General features: G+C 68.9%; 13 protein-coding genes. 6 read left to right on the top strand and 7 right to left on the bottom strand.

The features are described 5' to 3' along the window. Positions 1 to 254: 254 nt before the first annotated feature. The 3 genes from ACGFIB_RS32330 to ACGFIB_RS32340 all read left to right on the top strand — a co-directional run bounded on the left by ACGFIB_RS32330 (position 255) and on the right by ACGFIB_RS32340 (position 4412). Positions 255 to 2318: a hypothetical protein gene (locus ACGFIB_RS32330; RefSeq protein ID WP_393376883.1), complete on the top strand. Its 2064-nt coding sequence runs from the start codon at positions 255 to 257 to the stop codon at positions 2316 to 2318. Further along, a complete protein-coding gene (locus ACGFIB_RS32335; RefSeq protein WP_393376885.1) occupies positions 2318 to 3853 on the top strand; it encodes an extracellular solute-binding protein in 1536 nt (511 codons plus the stop codon). Before ACGFIB_RS32330 ends, ACGFIB_RS32335 begins: the two co-directional genes overlap by 1 nt. A gap of 217 nt (positions 3854 to 4070) precedes the next feature. After that, positions 4071 to 4412 carry a hypothetical protein gene (locus ACGFIB_RS32340; protein ID WP_357263251.1) on the top strand — a complete coding sequence of 114 codons (342 nt, stop codon included), beginning with the start codon at positions 4071 to 4073 and terminating at the stop codon, positions 4410 to 4412. A gap of 293 nt (positions 4413 to 4705) precedes the next feature. Here ACGFIB_RS32340 and ACGFIB_RS32345 read toward each other — a convergent pair whose 3' ends face one another. Together ACGFIB_RS32345 and ACGFIB_RS32350 are read right to left on the bottom strand one after the other, a co-directional pair. Continuing rightward, positions 4706 to 6028: an MATE family efflux transporter gene (locus tag ACGFIB_RS32345; RefSeq protein WP_142574920.1), complete on the bottom strand. Its 1323-nt coding sequence runs from the start codon at positions 6026 to 6028 to the stop codon at positions 4706 to 4708. Between the two features lie 244 nt (positions 6029 to 6272). Next, positions 6273 to 7430: a hypothetical protein gene (locus tag ACGFIB_RS32350; protein WP_357240970.1), complete on the bottom strand. Its 1158-nt coding sequence runs from the start codon at positions 7428 to 7430 to the stop codon at positions 6273 to 6275. Positions 7431 to 8001: 571 nt separating this feature from the next. On the opposite strand from ACGFIB_RS32350, the gene ACGFIB_RS32355 reads away from it, so the two are divergent. Next, complete coding sequence (locus ACGFIB_RS32355) at positions 8002 to 8646, top strand: response regulator transcription factor (RefSeq protein ID WP_357240968.1); 645 nt, start codon at positions 8002 to 8004, stop codon at positions 8644 to 8646. An 855-nt stretch (positions 8647 to 9501) separates the two neighbouring features. Further along, the gene (locus ACGFIB_RS32360) at positions 9502 to 10926 is read left to right on the top strand and encodes a non-reducing end alpha-L-arabinofuranosidase family hydrolase (protein WP_357240966.1); all 1425 of its coding nucleotides are present in this window, start codon (positions 9502 to 9504) and stop codon (positions 10924 to 10926) included. Between the two features lie 191 nt (positions 10927 to 11117). Here ACGFIB_RS32360 and ACGFIB_RS32365 read toward each other — a convergent pair whose 3' ends face one another. The 5 genes from ACGFIB_RS32365 to ACGFIB_RS32385 form a co-directional block, all read right to left on the bottom strand. Beyond that, positions 11118 to 12329, bottom strand: coding sequence for a fumarylacetoacetate hydrolase family protein (locus ACGFIB_RS32365; RefSeq protein WP_142575426.1), 1212 nt, complete (start codon positions 12327 to 12329; stop codon positions 11118 to 11120). Continuing rightward, entirely contained in the window at positions 12326 to 13507 is a 1182-nt protein-coding gene (locus tag ACGFIB_RS32370) for a mandelate racemase/muconate lactonizing enzyme family protein (RefSeq protein WP_142575425.1), read from the bottom strand. Before ACGFIB_RS32370 ends, ACGFIB_RS32365 begins: the two co-directional genes overlap by 4 nt. Before the next feature lie 8 nt (positions 13508 to 13515). Beyond that, entirely contained in the window at positions 13516 to 14346 is an 831-nt protein-coding gene (locus ACGFIB_RS32375) for a carbohydrate ABC transporter permease (protein WP_142575424.1), read from the bottom strand. Beyond that, entirely contained in the window at positions 14346 to 15290 is a 945-nt protein-coding gene (locus ACGFIB_RS32380) for a carbohydrate ABC transporter permease (RefSeq protein WP_142575423.1), read from the bottom strand. Before ACGFIB_RS32380 ends, ACGFIB_RS32375 begins: the two co-directional genes overlap by 1 nt. A gap of 69 nt (positions 15291 to 15359) precedes the next feature. After that, positions 15360 to 16586, bottom strand: coding sequence for an ABC transporter substrate-binding protein (locus ACGFIB_RS32385; protein ID WP_167748470.1), 1227 nt, complete (start codon positions 16584 to 16586; stop codon positions 15360 to 15362). Between the two features lie 179 nt (positions 16587 to 16765). On the opposite strand from ACGFIB_RS32385, the gene ACGFIB_RS32390 reads away from it, so the two are divergent. Beyond that, on the top strand, positions 16766 to 17533 hold the full coding sequence (locus ACGFIB_RS32390; RefSeq protein ID WP_142575421.1) for an IclR family transcriptional regulator: 768 nt from the start codon (positions 16766 to 16768) through the stop codon (positions 17531 to 17533). Positions 17534 to 17644: the final 111 nt, after the last annotated feature.

Raw genomic sequence — 17644 nt, forward strand, 5'->3', positions numbered from 1 at the left:
GCAACGCTGAGCGGCAGTCCGGTGGCTGTTTGTAAGAAAGGGGTTACATTTCCTGACAGCGCCGCGCACAATAGGGGGCGATCTTTCGTGGTCCGGCGTCGGCCGGATCAGCCAGCCCGTCGAACAGGCTCTTCCTCATGTCCGCCCCCGTGCCCTCACCAGGAGAAAGCCCGGATCGATCTTCAGGAGAAAATCCGGATATACGCGGAAAAAGCCGAAACAAACAGGAGGAGCACTCCAACAGCCGATCCGGATTGGTCACCACGGCACTGACCGCGGCGGTCACCTCCGTGGCGACGCTGGTGGTGACAGCGGTGGCGACGCCCTTCTCCAACAGGCTGCAGAGTCTCATCGAGCAGGCGCCGGTCACTCCGCTCATCACCGTTCCCGTGTCCGTCGGGGCGCTCGTGAGCATCTGCTGCTACCCGTTGTGGCGGGGCAAGGTCAGGACGTCCGGCCGATGGGCGGCGGCCGTCGCCGCAGTGGTCCTGTGGCCTCTGCGCCGGATCCAGTGGCCCCAGGGACTTCGCAGCTGGGCGGGCCGGATGCTGGTGCCCCTCGCGGTCGGCTACCTCGCCGCGTGCCTGGGGGCGTTCACGGGCCTGGTGGGGTTGGTGGTCTTCAGGGTGGTCGCCCCGCCCGGCGCGTGCGAGCCCCCGCGAGAGTTGCGTGTCATCACTGCTCTCGAGAACGTGACGGCGCTGCGGGAAAGGGCCGAGGCTTATACGAAGGAGCAGCGGACGGACGGCTGCGCACCGGTTCGGATAGCGGTCGGCGTCGCGCCGACGATCGAGGAAATGCGCTACGGCTTCCGTAATGAGTGGCTCCGGGACGACGCGCTGCAAAACGACGAGCCCTATCGCCGGATGCTCGGCCTGACGCCCGACGCATGGATTCCCACCGGTTCCGCCGAGTTCGACCTCGTCGTTCAGGACGTGTCGGAGAAGGGCGGTGAGAAGACGGGAAACGGGGGCGTGCCGGAGAAGGCGGGCAGCCTGAATTCCCTCCTGCGCAAGAGGAACGAACAGGTGGGGACGGACCACATGTCGATCGCGGTGTTCGGCGCGGCGAAGAACGATCTGCTCACCAGCGAGCTGGAGAGCGCGGGTTACCCGCTTGCCGGAATCGTGGAGCGGGCCCGGAGCAAGGACATGTCGCTCGTCTACCCGCAGCCCGCGTTCTCCACGTCCGGCGCGATCGTGGCCACGACCCTGAGCCGGGCCGAGCCTCGGTCCGGCGACACCGCACTGCGTGCGACCTTCGACAACAGCGCCAACGCCTTGCTGTGCCATCTGAGAGGCGCCGGCCAGGAGGCGGCGGACGAGGGCGGGACTGACGGGAAGTGGGCTGACGAGAACTGGACTGATGAGGACTGGGCGAGGCTGGTGGCGTTGGTTCCGTCGCACAGCGCCGATGAGTACAACCGCGGCAGCGACATGGGCATCGAGGGGTGCGCGCACAATCCGCTCGCGGGAAGAGCGGCGCTGACCGCGGTCTCCTCCGTGGACCTGCCCACGCTCGACTATCCGTTCGTGGAGATCGACTGGTCGGAGGATCCGGCCCGCCGGGAGGCGCTGGACGCCTTCGCCACGTGGCTCGCGCACAACAAGCTGTTCGAGCCCGCCGGGGAGGGACCAGAGCCGTCGTCGCCGGCCCGGATATCCGCGGACGCCGCCAGGCCGGGTCACCGGGTGGATCTCCAGATGATGATCGACGGATCGGGATCCATGGCACGGTCTCCCACCGCGTCCGCCTCCGCTCTGCACGACGCCCTGGCCGAGGTCAGGCAGATCCTCACCGACACCGACCAGGTCTCGGCGGGCAAGTTCTTCGCCGACGACCGCGGGAGCGCGAAGGCCCCCATGGCGCGGGAGGGCGACGCGGGCGGTGGACAAGGCCCGAGGGGGTACGGCGAGATCCTTCAATGGATCGCGGACGACACGCAGTCGGGATTCGACGAGCCGATCTCGACACTGATCGGCGGATTGAGCCGCCCGGCGAACTCGCTCGCCGTCATCACCGACGGGGGCCCCTTCAACGACGAACCCGACCATGGGGACGCCGGGCGGTCCATCAGGCGCGCTCTGGAAGCAGCCGCGGACGTATCGAACCTCTACATCCTCACCTTTGGGGGAAAGTGCCCGGACGGTCTTGAGGCCCCACGTGCGGTGCGGCCGTCGGTGTCCGCGTCGCCGTCCGGCGAGCCGCCCGGGTCCTCGGAGCCGGTCGCCAAGCACGTCGTGTGCGACGACGCGGCCGGTACGGATGTCGCGGGAGCGCTCGGACGGATGATCTTCCAGTTCAGGGAGTGGTCGTGATGGCGGCGGGATCCCTCGGAGCGTTCTGGAACCGCTGGTACGAACGCTTCACGAGGTTCCACCTCAGGCTCGCCGCGGCCTGCTTCCTGGCGGGCGCGGTGTTCGTGATCGCGGTGAGCCAGCACTCCGGAACGTCGTCCTCGCCCGACTCCTGCCCCGGCCGCCCGGACGACCTCGTCATAGGGACGGGGGCGGAGATCGGCGCCGGCGGCGTACGCCACGACGTGATCAAGGAGTGGAACGACGAGCAGCGCAAACTGAAGAAGAAACCGCTGAAGGCGACGCTGGTCGAGATCTCCGAGTCCTCCGACGAGCAGCGTTCCGAACTGGCCGCCGCGGCGCAGTCGAAGCGATGCGCCTATGACGTGCTCCTCCTGGACGTCGCCTACATCACGGAGTTCGCGAGGACCAACTATCTGGAGAAGTTCGAGCTGGACCCCGAGAAGCTGGGCGGCATCCCGGAGCGCTACTTCCTGCGGCAGTCCCTGGGCACCGGGCAGGTCGATGGAGAGCGGTTCGCGGTGCCGTTCGCCGCCGACGCTCCGCTCCTGTACCGGCGAACCGACGTACCGGCTCCGCCACCGCAGGACACGAAGAGGTTCCTCGAACTGGCCAAGGAGCACGGCTATGCCGCGCAGTTCGACGACTACGAGGGCGGCACCGTCAACCTGCTCGAAGCGATCCTCTCGGCCCAGAGCCAGAAGGCAGAGGACCAGAAGGCAGAGGACCAGAAGGCCAAAGACGGCCCCGTGGTCGTCGACGGCAGGGGAGACGTCGTCCTCGACGAGGACGGCAACGGCGAGAAGGTGATGGACGCGCTCGGTGCCTGGCGCGATGCCCTGTTCACGGTCAAGGACGGCACGCGCACGCTGCGGGACGAGAGCGTGTTACGGGAGGAGAGCAGCCTCCAGGCCTTCCGCACGGGCCGCGTGGGCTACATGCGCAACTGGCCGTTCGCCTTCAACCGGCTGGCCGCCGACCCGCTGATGCGCGACGACGACGGGAGCCTGAGGTTCCAGGTGCTCTCGTTCCCGGGGACCGGGGTGCTGGGAGGCGTCGACCTCGCCATCGCCAAGGACTCGCCGCACAAGGAGGAGGCCAGGGATCTCATCTACTACCTAGTCTCGGAGGACGTCCAGGAGAGATTGTTCGCCTGCGCCGGCTATCCGCCGGTGGTCGCGGCGCTGTATGAGCGGTACGAGAGGTCGGGGACCGCGCGAACGTGCGGAGAGCTCGCGTCCGAGGGCGCGGACGGCGCGGCCCGCCCGGCCGAGCGGGACACCGAGATCACCGGCGGGCAACTCGCGAGGTTCGCCCGCGAGGTGCACCAGGCGGTGGACCACGCGAGGCCGCGTCCCATGTCCGCCTACTACGCCACGTTCAGTCAGGTCTTCCGATCATGTCTGCTTCCCGTGGCGACGACCACGTCCGGCGCGGCTCCCGACTTCCGCCACTTCTCCGACGCGCTCAGGGACGCTCTCAACGGCAGGCTGCGGTCGGACGACCCCTGCCGCCCACCCGCGCAGGCAGGCTAGAAATCGGACATTCCGGGATAAAGGCGACATAAGTGCGCAGTGAGGGCTGTTGTTGTGACAATGGTCATTAAACAGCGTAGATCGCCGTTTATCGCCCGTTCCGGCGGGAAACAATGACGTCGCGGGGCAATGACCACTTAACGGTCATTAAGCGCGATTCCCCATTATTGAGGAATGGCGCACATATTAGGCAGTTGATCCTTTAGAGGGGGACGAAATGCCCAAGCTCAAGAAGGTCATCGCCGGACTCGCACTTTCCACCGCGCTCGGCGGTGGTGCCCTCGCCCTGGGCGCCGCAGCCGCGAGCGCGTCGACCGTCCCAACCGGCTGGGGTTGTACCAACCCGTGTAGCACGGGGATCGACAACGGGTTCAACAACACCTTCGAAAACACCGGCCTCCAGAACGGGTGCTTCGGGAACGGGGGCTTCGGGAACGGGTGCTTCCAGAACGACTGCTCCCGGAACAGCTGCTCCAGCTCGGACCTCGACGACATCCTCTGGGATGTCTGCGTCGCGGGCCACTGCTCCAACATGCTCCCCGGGATGGTTGACGAATAGAAAGCCGGTCAGACGGCCTGCGGAACGAACCGCGTGCTTCGGGGCGAACGGCTGTAAGGCCCGGGTGACTGCCTCATGAGCACCATGGCGTCGGCTGATGTGAGAGATGCTCCGAAGGGCGAGGGTTCGCACATGAACGCGCCGATGAGCACTGTCGAGCTCGGAAGCGTTCATTCCGCAGAACAGGGACAAGGGCTCCGGCGACTCAACCGCCGGAGCCCAGGCTTCTCCCCGAACACGGCGCCGGTCGCGGCCGGGCGCCTCCCGAGTTAGACGCCGGGATCGGGCCCGGATCACCGTACGGAGCCGAGCACCGCCCAGCGGCCGGACCGCAGCCTGGCCAGCACGGTGACCATTCGAATCAGCAGGAAGGCCGACAGCCCCGACCAGATCCCCACCAGCCCCCAGCCGAACCGCAGCGAGGCCCACACCACCGGCAGGAACCCCAGCACCGCCCCGCTCGCCGTCGCGGTGCGCAGGTATGCCGCGTCCCCGGCGCCGAGCAGCACTCCGTCCAACGTGAACACGACACCGCCGATCGGCTGCAGGACGACGAAGAACCACCATGCCCCGGGCATCTCGGCCAGCACCGTCGCGTCGGTGGTGAACACGTGGGGGAGGGAACCGGCCAGCGCCGCGAACACCACGCCGAGCAGGCTCCCGAAGACCAGCCCGCAGCCGGTCACCTGCCAGGCCAGGCGGCGTGCCCGTTCCGCGTCGTTCGCGCCGAGCGCGGCCCCGACCAGCGCCTGGGCGGCGATGGCCAGCGCGTCGAGGACGAAGGCCAGGAACATCCACAGCTGGAACACCACCTGGTGGGCGCCGGCCGCCGCGGCGGAGGTGTGGGCGGCGACCGCGGTCGCCGACACCCAGCACGCCTGGAAGGCCAGGCCGAGCAGCACCAGGTCGCGCGCCAGGCCGAGCTGGGCGCGCATCGCGGCCGGAACCGGCGCGAGCGGCACGCCCTCGGCCCGCAGCGCCCGCACGAACAGGCTCGCGGAGATCAACTGTCCGGCCACGTTGGCGACCGCCGAGCCGTCGATCCCCCAGCCGAGTCCGTACACCAGAGCCGGGCACAGCGCGGTGGAGATCACGTTGCCCGCGAGCACGTAGCGCAGCGGGCGCCGCATGTCCTGCACGCCGCGCATCCAGCCGTTCCCGGCCATGGTGACCAGGATCAGCGGAGCGCCGAGCAGGGCGATCCTGAGCCAGCTCACCGCGGCGCCGGCGACCCGGCCGTCACCGGTGAGCAGACCGGCGACCGGCGCGGCGAGCAGCTGTCCCGCCACGGTGATCACCAGCCCGGCGACCGCGGCGAGCCAGGTCGCCTGCACCCCCTCGGCCACGGCATCGGCACGGCGGCCGGCGCCGTGCAGCCGGGCCGCGCGGGCGGTCGTGCCGAAGGACAGGAACGTCATCTGCGAGGCGATCTGTGCCAGCACGATCCCGCCGGCCGACAGCCCCGCGAGCGGCACCGCGCCGAGATGGCCGACCACGGCCGTGTTGACGAGCAGGTAGAGCGGCTCGGCGGCCAGGACCCCGAGCGCGGGCACGGCGAGCGCGAGTATCTGACGCAGCGGGGCCCGGCCCACGTGCTCACCCACGTGCTCACCCATGCGTTCCTCCAGGAAGGCCGACCGGCCGGACGTCGCGGTGAGCCGTGTCGCTCGCCGCGGAACCGGGCGCGGAGAAACGCAATCTTCTTGCTATTGCGACTTATTCGCAACAAGCTTCTCGCGGTCGCGGTCGCGGTCGCGGTCGCGGTCGCGGTCGCGGTCGCGGCCAGCGGGCGGGGGCCGACCTGCATGCCTGCATGGCGCCGGCCCCCGCCGGGGAGGCGAGGGCCGGTCTCACGGTAGGTCAGGACGTGGGATTCGGGGTCGGCGTGTCCGTGGGCGTGGGCGTGGGCTCGGTGGGAGTCGTGGGCTCGGGGGTGGGTGCGGTCTCGGTGGGAGTCGCGGTCTCCGTGGGCGGCGTGGCCGGGTCCGGTGTCGCGGCCGGCGGTTCCGTGGGGACGACCGTCGGCGTCGGACAGGGCTCAGGGGCGCGCCAGGCGGGCTTCCCCGAGTGCCACTTCAGCGAGTACGGAGCGTCCTTGCTGAGGTACCACAGCCGCTTGCTCGGCCTCGAGAGGTCGAAGACGTAGGCGGCCGCCGCCGTCTCCCCCTGAGGGGCGGCGGGCGTCGTCTCCTCGGTCTGCGGGGGAGTGAAGCTCGCCTGGCCAGGGGGAGCGGCGGGAAGCGGCGCGGTCTCACTCGGAAGCGGCGCCGGGGCGCTTTCCGCAGGTGTCGGCGTGCCCTCGGAGGGCGCCGGCGCGCCCTGCGAGAGCGACGGCGTGGGCTCGGGAGCCGTGGGTGTGGTTTCGGGAGCTGTCGGCGTGGTTTCGGGGGCCGTCGGCGTGGTTTCGGGCGTCGTCGTCGGCGGCGGCGGCGGTGGTGGGGCGGACGGAACCGGAGCCGGGCTCGGCGGTGTGGGGGCCGGCGTGCCGGGCTGGGCGGCCGCGATCACCGAGATCCAGGCGTCCTGCCGGATCTCGCCGCCCCGGCGGGCGGTGAGCACCCGCGTGGAGTCACCGATCGCGTACGACCGCTCGAAGCCGTCCTGGCTGCGTACAGTGATCGAGTCATCGGCCGCGGCGACGACCTGCCCAATCTGGGTGAACACCGTGACGGTGCCGCATCCGTCCTTGGTCGGCACGACCACCTCGCCGTGCAGCGCGCCGAGGAACGGGCCCACCAGGGGCACCTCGGGGGTCGGCGGCGCCGTGGGGGTGTCGGTGGCGGTCTCGGCCGGGGTAGCCGTCGGCGTGATCGTCACGGTGGCCGTCACGACAGGATCCGACGTCTCGGCCGGTGGGGTGACGGGGGTGGCGGCGGACGCCGCCGTCGCTCCGGCGCCGACGGACGCCGTCAGCGCGAACGCGGTCGCGAGGATCATGGGTTGGGAGATGCGCCGGCGCGGCCCGCCCGGTCCGGACGACCGTCCTTTCTCCAGGCGGTGGGGGTTGGTCGGCTTCACCGTTCCTCCGTATCGATCGATTCGATGGTCTCCGCCGAACGGGGCGGCGGCGGTCGTACCGGAGCGCTCTGCCCCGATACCCGACTGAAGTGATCGGTCAATTTGTTGCCAAACTGTGTCACTTCCGAGGGATTGTGGAGACCTTTCCCATATCCGCCGAGTCCATGCGGGCGAATTCGCGGTGCTGAGGCGGCTCGTGTGGTTTCGGCAGGTCGCAGGGGATGAACCGATTTGAGATTCGGACGTCATCTGGGACGGTCACGCGACAGGTGGCACGACCGACGCGTGCGTGCTGTCGCTTCGCGCCGGCTGCCCGCACCATGTACGAAGCACGCCCGCAACCATGCCCGCACCACGCCCGCATGACGGCGCATGACGAGCTGTCGGCTGTCGGTGCAGGTGTTCTACGGGCCGGGCGGGGTGTGGTTTCCCGCACCCCCGAACGGCCGCATGCCTCATGGCGGCTCGGCGCCGCGAGAAGGCAGCATGGGTACGTGCGAGTGGAGGATGACGGCAGGGGCGGAGCCGCTGCCGCCGGTAACGGGCCGGCCGCGATCGAGGTGGGGCCGCCGTGCGCGTGATGCTGGCCGAGGACTCGGCCCTGTTGCGCGAGGGCCTGGTGCGGCTGCTCAAGGAGGAAGGCCACGACGTCCTGGCCGCGGTGGGCGACGCCGACGCGCTTCTGGAGGCGGTAAACGGCGACAGCCCCGACGCGGTCGTGGTCGACGTACGGATGCCGCCCACCCACACCGACGAGGGCCTGCGCGCCGCGCTGGAGCTTCGGCGGCGCCGGCCGGAGGTCAAGGTGCTGGTGCTGTCGCAGTACGTCGAGAAGAAGTACGCCACCGAGCTGATGAGCGGCAGCATCGACGGGGTCGGCTACCTGCTCAAGGACCGCGTGGCCCAGGTCGGCGACTTCCTGGACGCGCTGGAGCGGGTGGGCGCGGGCGGGACGGCGTTCGACCCGGAGGTGGTGCGTCAGTTGCTCGCGCGCACCAGCCACGCCGACCCGCTGGCCCGGCTCACCGCCCGCGAGCGCCAGGTTCTGGAGCTCATGGCCCAGGGCCTGACCAACGCCTCGATCGCCCAATCCCTGCACGTGTCGCAGAGCGCGGTGGAAAAGCACGTCAACGCCCTGTTCGACAAGCTCGCGCTGTCGCACACGACCGGCTACAGCCGCCGCGTCCTGGCCGTCCTGCGCTACCTCGGCTCCTGAGCCGCCACGGCACGCCGGTCACGGTTCGCCGCTCGGCGTCGGCGCGGTGGGCTCGTCCGGGAAAGCAGCGGGTCGCCCGGGGAAGCGGTGGGTTCGTCCGGGAAAGCGGCGGGCTCGTCCGGGAAAGCGGCGGGCTCGTCCAGGAAAGCGGCGGGCCGAAAGCCTGGCGAAGGGGCGGCCGGCGTCGGCGTGCGCTCAGTTGAAACTTTCATCACAAGCGTCGCGCACGCGCTGTCTGCCGGGCCGGGAAGGCCAGGTGAGTGGCGTTCCGGGGGCGCAACGCACACCCGGGTCTCGATCTTCCTCTTGACGCGACCCGGTGATTCCTAGTTTGCTCCGCCATTACCACCGGAATCGATACCCGCGGCCACGACACCCCGCGCCGCGGACATGTGTGAGCGCTAACACGCCTCGGCCCCGGGAAGGAGGGTCTCCATGATCGGAGACGGCCCGCAGTCGCGTGCCACCACCCCAGAGGCGTCCGGGCGTGGCCGGCATCGGGAGGGGGCGCTTTCCTGACGGGCCTCGCCCGGTCGTATTCGCTCCGTTGCGCCACCACCTCCAGGCAGTCGAGGGAGAGGAGCCCCGGATTTGCCCGCATGTTAGCGCTAACAGCTTCGAGCTCGCGGCCCCCCGTGATCCAGCCGACGATCCGCGCAACCACGCTGCCGCCTTCGTGGACGGCGTGATGCGCACCGGTGGCCGGCTGCCCCTGCCGGCCCTCTCAGACCACTGCGGTTATCCCCCGGTGTGGCCGCATCGCCACGCCTTCACCCCCCCAAGGAGAACGAAACAATGGATTCACCCCCCATTCGTGTGACGAGCGGCCGGCGTCGCTCGCCGGTCAGTGCCGGCGTGCGCTTCTTGACGGTCCTGGCCACGGCGCTGGCGACGGTGCTGGCGGTCGCCGTGGTGTGGGCGATGCCGGCGTCGGCGGCGGCGGCGCCGCTGGTCAGCGCGCAGTCGGGCCGATGCCTGGACGTGACGGGCAACACCGACGCGCTGGGCACCGGCCTGCAGATCTATGACTGCAACGGCCAGGCGAACCAGGCCTTCGAGTTCACCTCCTCCGGTGATCTGCGGACGTTCAACGGCACTCGGTGCGTCGACGCCTACGGTCAGGGCACCACGAACGGCACCCAGGTAGTCATCTGGTCCTGCAACGGGCAGAACAACCAGAAGTGGCGCCTGAACAGTGACGGCACGATCACGGGCGTGCAGTCGGGTCTGTGCCTGGACGTGAGCAACTACGGCACGGCCAACGGGAGCGTCGTCCAGCTGTGGGCCTGCCACGGCCAGGACAACCAGAAGTGGACCACCTCCGGCGGAGGCGGCCCGACCGCGACGCCGTCCCCGTCGACGCCGACCGGCACGTGTAACCTTCCGTCGTCGTACCGCTGGAGCTCGACGGGCGCGCTGGCGAGCCCGAAGTCGGGCTGGGCCTCGCTCAAGGACTTCACCAACGTCGTCTACAACGGCAAGCACCTCGTCTACGCGACGACGCACGACACCGGATCGAGCTGGGGCTCGATGGCCTTCAGCCCCTTCACGAACTGGTCCGACATGGCCTCGGCCACCCAGACCAAGATGAACTCCGGCACGGTCGCGCCGACGCTGTTCTACTTCGCTCCCAAGAACATCTGGGTGCTCGCCTACCAGTGGGGCGGGACCGCCTTCTCCTACCGGACCTCCAGCGACCCGACCAACCCCAACGGCTGGTCCGGGGCGCAGACCCTGTCCACCGCGAGCATCTCCGGCTCCGGCACCGGCCCGATCGACCAGACGCTCATCGGCGACGGCCAGAACATGTACCTGTTCTTCGCCGGGGACAACGGCAAGATCTACCGGCAGAGCATGCCCATCGGCAACTTCCCGGGCAGCTTCGGCTCGAACTACACGCAGATCATGAGCGACTCCACGAACAACCTGTTCGAGGGAGTCGAGGTCTACAAGCTCCAGGGCCAGACCAAGTACCTCATGCTCGTGGAGTCGATCGGCTCGCAGGGCCGCTACTTCCGCTCGTACACGGCCAGCAGCCTGAACGGCTCGTGGTCGGCGAACGCCACGAGCGAGAGCAACCCCTTCGCCGGCAAGGCCAACAGCGGCGCCACCTGGACCAACGACATCAGCCACGGTGACCTGGTCCGCAACAACCCCGACCAGACCAAGACCGTCGACCCCTGCAACCTGCAGCTGCTCTACCAGGGCCGCAGCCCCAGCTCCGGCGGCGACTACGGCCTGCTGCCCTACCGCCCCGGCCTGCTGACCCTGCAGCGCTGACGGCATGACACGGGTCCCACCCGGGAGTTCCTGACCATCGCGGCACGGCGCACGCCGAACCAGGTGAGCGTCACCACGGACGCGATCAGGACCGGGAGGACCTGAACGGCGGGCTCGGTACCAGACCGAGCCCGCCGTGTCATGTGGAGAGCCGGCTCATCCCGCTGCCCGAGCCGAACCGGCGACGGTGCTCACAGGAGCCCCCTCTTCACGAGATTCCCCATGAGATCGCGGACTCCGAAGTCCCAGGGTTCGCACTCCTCGGCATGCCGGACGCGGTTGACCAGGGTGCCGAGCGCGGGGGAGCTGATCCTCACGATGTCGCCGACCTTGTGCGTGAACCCCTCGCCGGGGCGGTCGCGGTCCTGGATGGGCGCGAACATGGTGCCGAGCATGAGGACCGCGCCGTCGGGATAGTGATGGTGCGGGCCGATCATCTGCCGCACCAACGCCTCCGGATCGCGCGACATCCGCGCCATCTCCGAGACCGTCTCAAGGCGGAAGCCGTCCACGCCTTCGATTTCCAGGCCCACCACGAGGCCACGTACCTGTTCCAGGTCGAACCGCTCGTCGAAGAGCCGGATGACGGGCCCCAGCGCGCACGAGGCGTTGTTGTCCTTCGCCCTCGGCAGCAGCAGCGCGGATCGGCCCTCGACGTCCCGGAGGTTCACGTCGTTGCCGAGGGTCGCCCCCACGATCCGGCCGCTCGACTGGACGATGAGCGCCACTTCGGGCTCCGGGTTGTTCCAGGTCGAGGCGGCGAGCACGCCGACGGGGACCGCGGTTCCCATGGCGGACAGGATCTGGCCCTTGGTGAAGATCTCGGCATCCGGTCCGATCCCGACCTCCAGATACTGGCTCCAGATGCCCTCGGCGACGAGGAGGCTCTTCAGCCGCGTCGCCTCCTCCGAGCCCGGTGCCAGGCCGTGCAGGTCGGCGCCGAGGCCGGTGAGAATCCGCTGCCGGATATCCGCCGCGAGCAGCAGGTCGCCGCGGGCCCGTTCCTCGATGATGCGCTCGATCATCGAGACGGCGAAGGTCACCCCGGCGGCCTTGAGCGCCTGGAGGTCGACCGGTGCGAGCAGCCAGGGCCGGGTGCGGTCCCGGTCCGCGGCGCCGGTGTTGGCGAGCACCTCCCGGAAGCCGCCGACCCGCCGGCCGTCAAGCCTCGACACCACGGCGGCGGGCTCCGGCAGCTCGCAGACGTCGCGGATCGTCGGGAAATCGGCGCTGATGTCGAAGACGTCGCCGTCGCGGACGACGACGGGTGACGGCCCTTCGGCGACGGGATCCCAGATCCGGCCGATCAGGACGCTGTCCTCGGCGTCGTCCGGCAGCGCGTCGGCGGCCGTGCCGAACCAGTCGACCTCGGCGGGGTACGCCTCGGGCGATGCCTGGCTCATACGCGGTCTCCCAGGTTGAAGAAGGACCGCTCGTCCGCGGGGCGGATGTCGAACACGGCGTCCCGGAACATCCGCAGGGGGTGGGGTGTGAAGGGGTGCCGCGCGATCGCCTCGAGGTCGAGTTCGATGCCGAGTCCGATCCCTGTCGGGATGATGACGTCGCCCTCCTTCGTGAGCACGAGCCGTTCGTTGGTGATCTCCGGGCGCCACGGCACGTCGGTCGCCATGATTTCCAGGTATCGGAAGTTGGGCAGGGTCGCCCCGAGTTGCAGCGTCGCCGCGGTGCTCAGCGGCCCGCTGGGATTGTGCGGGGCGAAACCGACATAGCTGGTCGCCGCCAGCGTCGAGATGAAGGCCAGCTCGGCGATGCCGCCGGCGTGCGTCACGTCGGGCTGGACGAAGTCGACCGCCTGGCGGGCGATCGCCGGTGCGAAGCCCTGCCGGCCGAACCATCGCTCCCCGGCGGCGATGGGCACCGGGGACGCCCGGCGGATGTCGACAAGAGCGTCGAGGTTGTCCGGGGGGCACGGCTCCTCGAACCACACCGGGTCGAACTGAGCGATCTCCCGCGCGACCTTGATGGCGTGGCGGACGTCGAACCGGCCGTGGCCCTCGATGAACAGCTCGACGTCGCGCCCGACCGCGGAGCGGACGGCGTCGATCTGCGCGAGCACGCGGTCCAGCTGCGGAGTTGTGATCGTCAGGTCGAAGTTCTCGAAGGGATCCCACTTGAGACCGCGGAAGCCGCTGTCGACGGTCCTCCTCGCGGCGGCCGCGTAGTCCTCGGGCGTGACGGCTCCTGAGAACCAGCCGTTGGCATAGGCACGCACCCGGTCCCGGGTGGCGCCGCCGAGAAGCCGGGAGACCGGGACACCGAGCTCCCGTGCCGAGATGTCCCACAGCGCCATTTCGAGCGAGCTCAGCGCGGTCATGATGACCGGGCCGCCGCGCCAGTACCAGTCTCTGGCCAGCTCGTACAGGATGCCGGAGATGCGGGTGGGATCGAGCCCCACCACGGCTTCGGCGACTTCGGCGACGGCCCCCTGGACGGCGCGCTCCTTGCCTTCTAGCGTCGCTTCGCCGAGTCCGACGATCCCCTCGTCGGTGGTGACGCGGACGATCACGAGATTGGTGCGGTAGAAGTCGACGACGAGGGTGTCGACTGAGATGATCTTCATGCTCCCGGTTACCCCTTAACGGCGCCGGCGGTCATGCCGGCCACCACGTGCCTCTGCGCGAACAGGTAGAAGACGACGGCGGGCAGCGTGAACATGAACGCGACCGCCATCACCGTCTGGATCGGCGTGCCCAGCTCGCCGATGAAGTTCGCGATCCCCACCGAGGCCGGCTGCTTCCCGGGGGTGAAGATGAATGTCACGGCGAACACGTACTCGTTCCAGGCGTGGAAGAACGCGATGACCGCGGTGGCCGCGATGGACGGGGCGATCAGCGGCACGTTGATGCGCGTCAGCACGGTGAGCGGCCGTGCTCCGTCGACACGCGCGGACTCCTCCAGTGCGCGCGGAATGCCGTCGATCGCGCCCTTGAGAATGAGGGCGACGATCGGCAGGACGAAGGCGGAGTTGACCAGGATGAGGCCGCCCAGGGAGTCGAGCAGGCCGAACCGCCGGAAGAGCGAGAACAGCGGCACGACCATGAGCGCCTCGGGAAGCATCTGCGTGAACAGCAGAAGCACGGTCACGATGGCCTTGCCCCAGAACGAGAACCGCGAGAGCGCGTAGCCGAGCGGAATGCCGAGGCCGATCGAGAGGACCGTCGTGCCGACGGCGATCACCAGGCTGTTGCGCAGCCAACCCAGCGCCTTGCCCTCGGCCAGCGCGTCGATGAAGACCCCGAATTGCGAGAAGTCGGGGACGAGCCGGGCCTTCTCGGCGAAGAGATCCGAGTTGCTCGACAGCGCCGTGACGATCATCCAGTACAGGGGGAAGACCGCGACGCCGAGCACGACGAGGACGCCGAGGATGCGCAGGGTCAGACCGATGCGGAGCGGCCTCATCAGCGTGCCTCCCTTTCGGCGGCGCGGGCGACGAACCGGCTGCCGGCGACGACGATGAGCGAGACGACCACCCCGACCATGCCGATCGCCGCCGCGGAACCGAGTTGCTTGGAGTCGAAGGCCTCCGAGTAGAGGTCGATGACGAGCGTCTCGGTCGCGCCGACCGGCCCTCCCTTGGTCATGAGCCAGATGAGCTCGAACCGCCGCAGCGACCAGATGGTCATGAGGATGGCGAGCAGTCCGATGGTGGGCTTGATGACCTGCCAGGTGACGGCGCGGAAGGTCCACCAGCGCCCTGCGCCGTCCACCGTGGCGGCCTCGGTCAGGTCCGGGGGCACGGACTGCAGCGCGGACAGCAGCACCACCGAGGTGAACGGGAACAGCTGCCAGATGGTCGTGGCGAGGATCGCCGGGAGGGCGTACGTCGGGCTGTCGAGGATGGCGCCGCCCGGGACGCCGAGGCCGACCGCGTCCAGGAAGCGGTTCACGATCCCGTAGTCCGGGTTGAGCATCCACGTCGCGATGAGCGCGACCGCGATGCCGGGCGCCGCCCACGGAATGGTCACCAGCGCGCGCGCCCACCCCCGGCCGCGGAACCCTTTGTTGAGGAGCAGGGCGACGGCGAGCCCGGCTCCCACGGCGCCGACGACACACACGATCACATAGATGAAGGTGGTGAGAAGGGTGCGGCGGAAGTCCTCGTCACCGAAGATGCGGGTGAAGTTGTCCAGCCCCACCCAGGTGCTGCGGGTGGGATTCAGCAGCGACGTCCGCGTGAAGCTCAGGAAGATCTCCTGAATGAGCGGAACGACCTGGAATACGAGGATGAAGACGGCGGCGGGCGCCAGGAAGAGGTAGGGCGTCCACTTGCTTCCCCGCGGGCTGCCTCGACGCCGGGTCTCGGATCGAGACCCTGAGGTCTGCTGTTGTTTCAGCACAGTCATCGAGTTCGGTCCTTGTTCGAGTAGGACGCCGCCGGCGTGAGGGGTGCCCACGCCGGCGGTCTCGTCCGATCAACCGACCAGTTGGGTCGCCTGCTCCTGGGCGCGGTCCAGCGCGGTCTTGAGGTCGACCGTGCCCTGGAGCGCCGCGACGACGTTCTGGACGACGATCTTGCGGATGTCCGGCGTCTTCGCCTCGAATCCCAGGACGATCTGCGGCAGGCTCGATTCGGTGAGGTCGTCGAACACCTTGAGGAAGGGCGTCTCCTTGAGCTTCTCGGGGCTGCGCTCGGTGACCGTCGCCACGCTGCTCGCGCCGAGGATCTCCTGCAGCTTCACCTGGTTGGCCGGCTCAAGCGCCCAGCGGATGAAGGTGGCCGCCGCGTCCTTCGCCGGACTCGCCTCGTTGATGACGATGGGCGCGAGGATCGCGCCCTGGGTGCGGACCGGGAACGGGATGGGGGCGACGTTGAAGTTCAGGTCGGGGTTCTGGCCGCGGGTCGCCGTAACGTAGCCGCCGTTGTTGAGCTCCATGCCGACCTTGCCCTCGGCGAACATGCGGCGGAACGTCGCCGCGTCCGCGCCCCGCGGGATCACCTTCGCGTCGTACAGGTCCTTGTACGCCTGCAGGCCCTTGAGGTTCTCGGGCGAGTTGATGGTCAGGTTCTTGCCGTCCGACCACTTGCCGCCGAAACCGTAGACGTAGTTGAAGATGTCCTGCCAGACGCCGGCCTCCTCGGCCTCCGTCTGACGGAACGCCAGGCCGTAGACGTCGCCCTTGGTCAGCGAACTCGCCGTCTTGGCGAACTCCTCGTAGGTCGTCGGCGGCTTCGGAATCAGGTCGGCGTTGTAGAACATCGCGTAGTTCGACGCCTCGAAGATGATCCCGTCCCGCCTGCCGTCGTGGACCATGAACTGGTCCGGCTGCTTGAGCAGGTCATACTTGCTGACGTCGATCAGGTCGTCGAGCGGCGCGATGAGGCCGGCGTCCGAGGCGGACTCGAACTCGGGCATGTCGAAGCGGATCAGGTCGGGTCCTTGCCCGCTGCCCATCTGGGTCAGGACGGTCTGGCCGAAGGTCGGGTACGGCACCGCCGCGGCGGACACCCGGACCGCGCTCTGGCTCTTGTTGAAGTCATCGAGCCACTTCGTGAGCAGCGGCCCGCGGCCGGGGTCGCCGAACGTCGAGGCGGCGAAGGTCAGCGAGGTCACGCCGCCGCCGGATCCGCTTCCGGATTCACTGTCAGAGCCGCAGCCGCTCAGGAAGGCGACGGCCGTACAGATGAGACTGGTCGCCACAGCCATGCTACGGCGAACGCGATGCAGCTCCATGTGTTACTCCCGTAATCAACCGTTCGTTCCCCCGAAACGCCGTTTTCTTGCAACGATCGTAGCAACATGTGCAACACTGTCAAGGAGCGAGCGGTTGCGCGCCATATGCTCTACATTGCGCCTAGTGCAACGCAGGGAGGGCAGGAGTGGCACAATCCATCCAGCGCGCGATCAACCTGATCCGGGTGGCAGCGGAACATCCGCTGACCCTCACCGAGGCCTCGGACGTGCTCGGCGTCCACAAATCCACGGCTTTGCGGATCTTGCAAGCGCTTGAGGCCGCACGGTTCGTGCGCAAGACAGGGGCGGGGACCTACGTGTTCGGGAGCGGGCTCATCGAACTGTCCGAGCTCGCGCTCGGCTCGATGGACCTCCGCCAGTTCGCGTCGGCGCACCTGCGCCGGCTCCAGGGGCAGACGGGTCACACCGTGCACCTGGCACAGCTGACCGGCAACGAGATCATTTACATCGACAAGGTCGACAGCCCCGCGTTCGACGCGGTGAAGCTACCGTCTCGGATCGGCCGGGCCGTCTCGCTGTATGCGAGCGCCGTCGGGAAGGCGATCCTCGCCTACCTCCCCAGGGAGGACCGCGATCGCCTGCTCGCGCACGTCGCCTTCGACCGGCACACCGACACGACGATCACCGATCGCGAGTCCTTCGAAGCCGAACTCGCGCAGGTCCGCGAGCAAGGCTGGTCTGTCGACAACGGCGAGCACGACGCCTACGTCATGTGCGTGGCCGCACCGGTAAGGGACTCACGGGGCAAGGTCGTCGCCGCCGTCTCCATCACCGCGATCGAGGTGATCGAGACCCTGGACCAGTTGAAGGAGAAGCTTCCGCTGCTGCTGGAGACCGCGACGCTGATCTCCCAGGAAGTCGGATACACGCCGGAGCCGCCGCCGGCGAGCTGAGCCGCGACCTGTGGAGCACCTCGAGGTGTCGTCGGCGTCGGCCTGACACGCCGACTCTCCCAGGTTTCCCCAGGTCGCGAGCTCAGATCGTGCGACGGCCTTGCCGTGGCA

It is taken from the genome of Microbispora bryophytorum, assembly GCF_043197435.1.
GTDB lineage: Bacteria > Actinomycetota > Actinomycetes > Streptosporangiales > Streptosporangiaceae > Microbispora > Microbispora bryophytorum.

Coding starts and splice junctions, on each gene's coding strand:
- ACGFIB_RS32335 (WP_393376885.1), top strand. CDS start 2,318: ATGGCGGCGGGATCCCTCGGAGCGTTCTGGAACCGCTGGTACGAACGC.
- ACGFIB_RS32340 (WP_357263251.1), top strand. CDS start 4,071: ATGCCCAAGCTCAAGAAGGTCATCGCCGGACTCGCACTTTCCACCGCG.
- ACGFIB_RS32345 (WP_142574920.1), bottom strand. CDS start 6,028: ATGGGTGAGCACGTGGGTGAGCACGTGGGCCGGGCCCCGCTGCGTCAG.
- ACGFIB_RS32365 (WP_142575426.1), bottom strand. CDS start 12,329: ATGAGCCAGGCATCGCCCGAGGCGTACCCCGCCGAGGTCGACTGGTTC.
- ACGFIB_RS32370 (WP_142575425.1), bottom strand. CDS start 13,507: ATGAAGATCATCTCAGTCGACACCCTCGTCGTCGACTTCTACCGCACC.
- ACGFIB_RS32375 (WP_142575424.1), bottom strand. CDS start 14,346: ATGAGGCCGCTCCGCATCGGTCTGACCCTGCGCATCCTCGGCGTCCTC.
- ACGFIB_RS32380 (WP_142575423.1), bottom strand. CDS start 15,290: ATGACTGTGCTGAAACAACAGCAGACCTCAGGGTCTCGATCCGAGACC.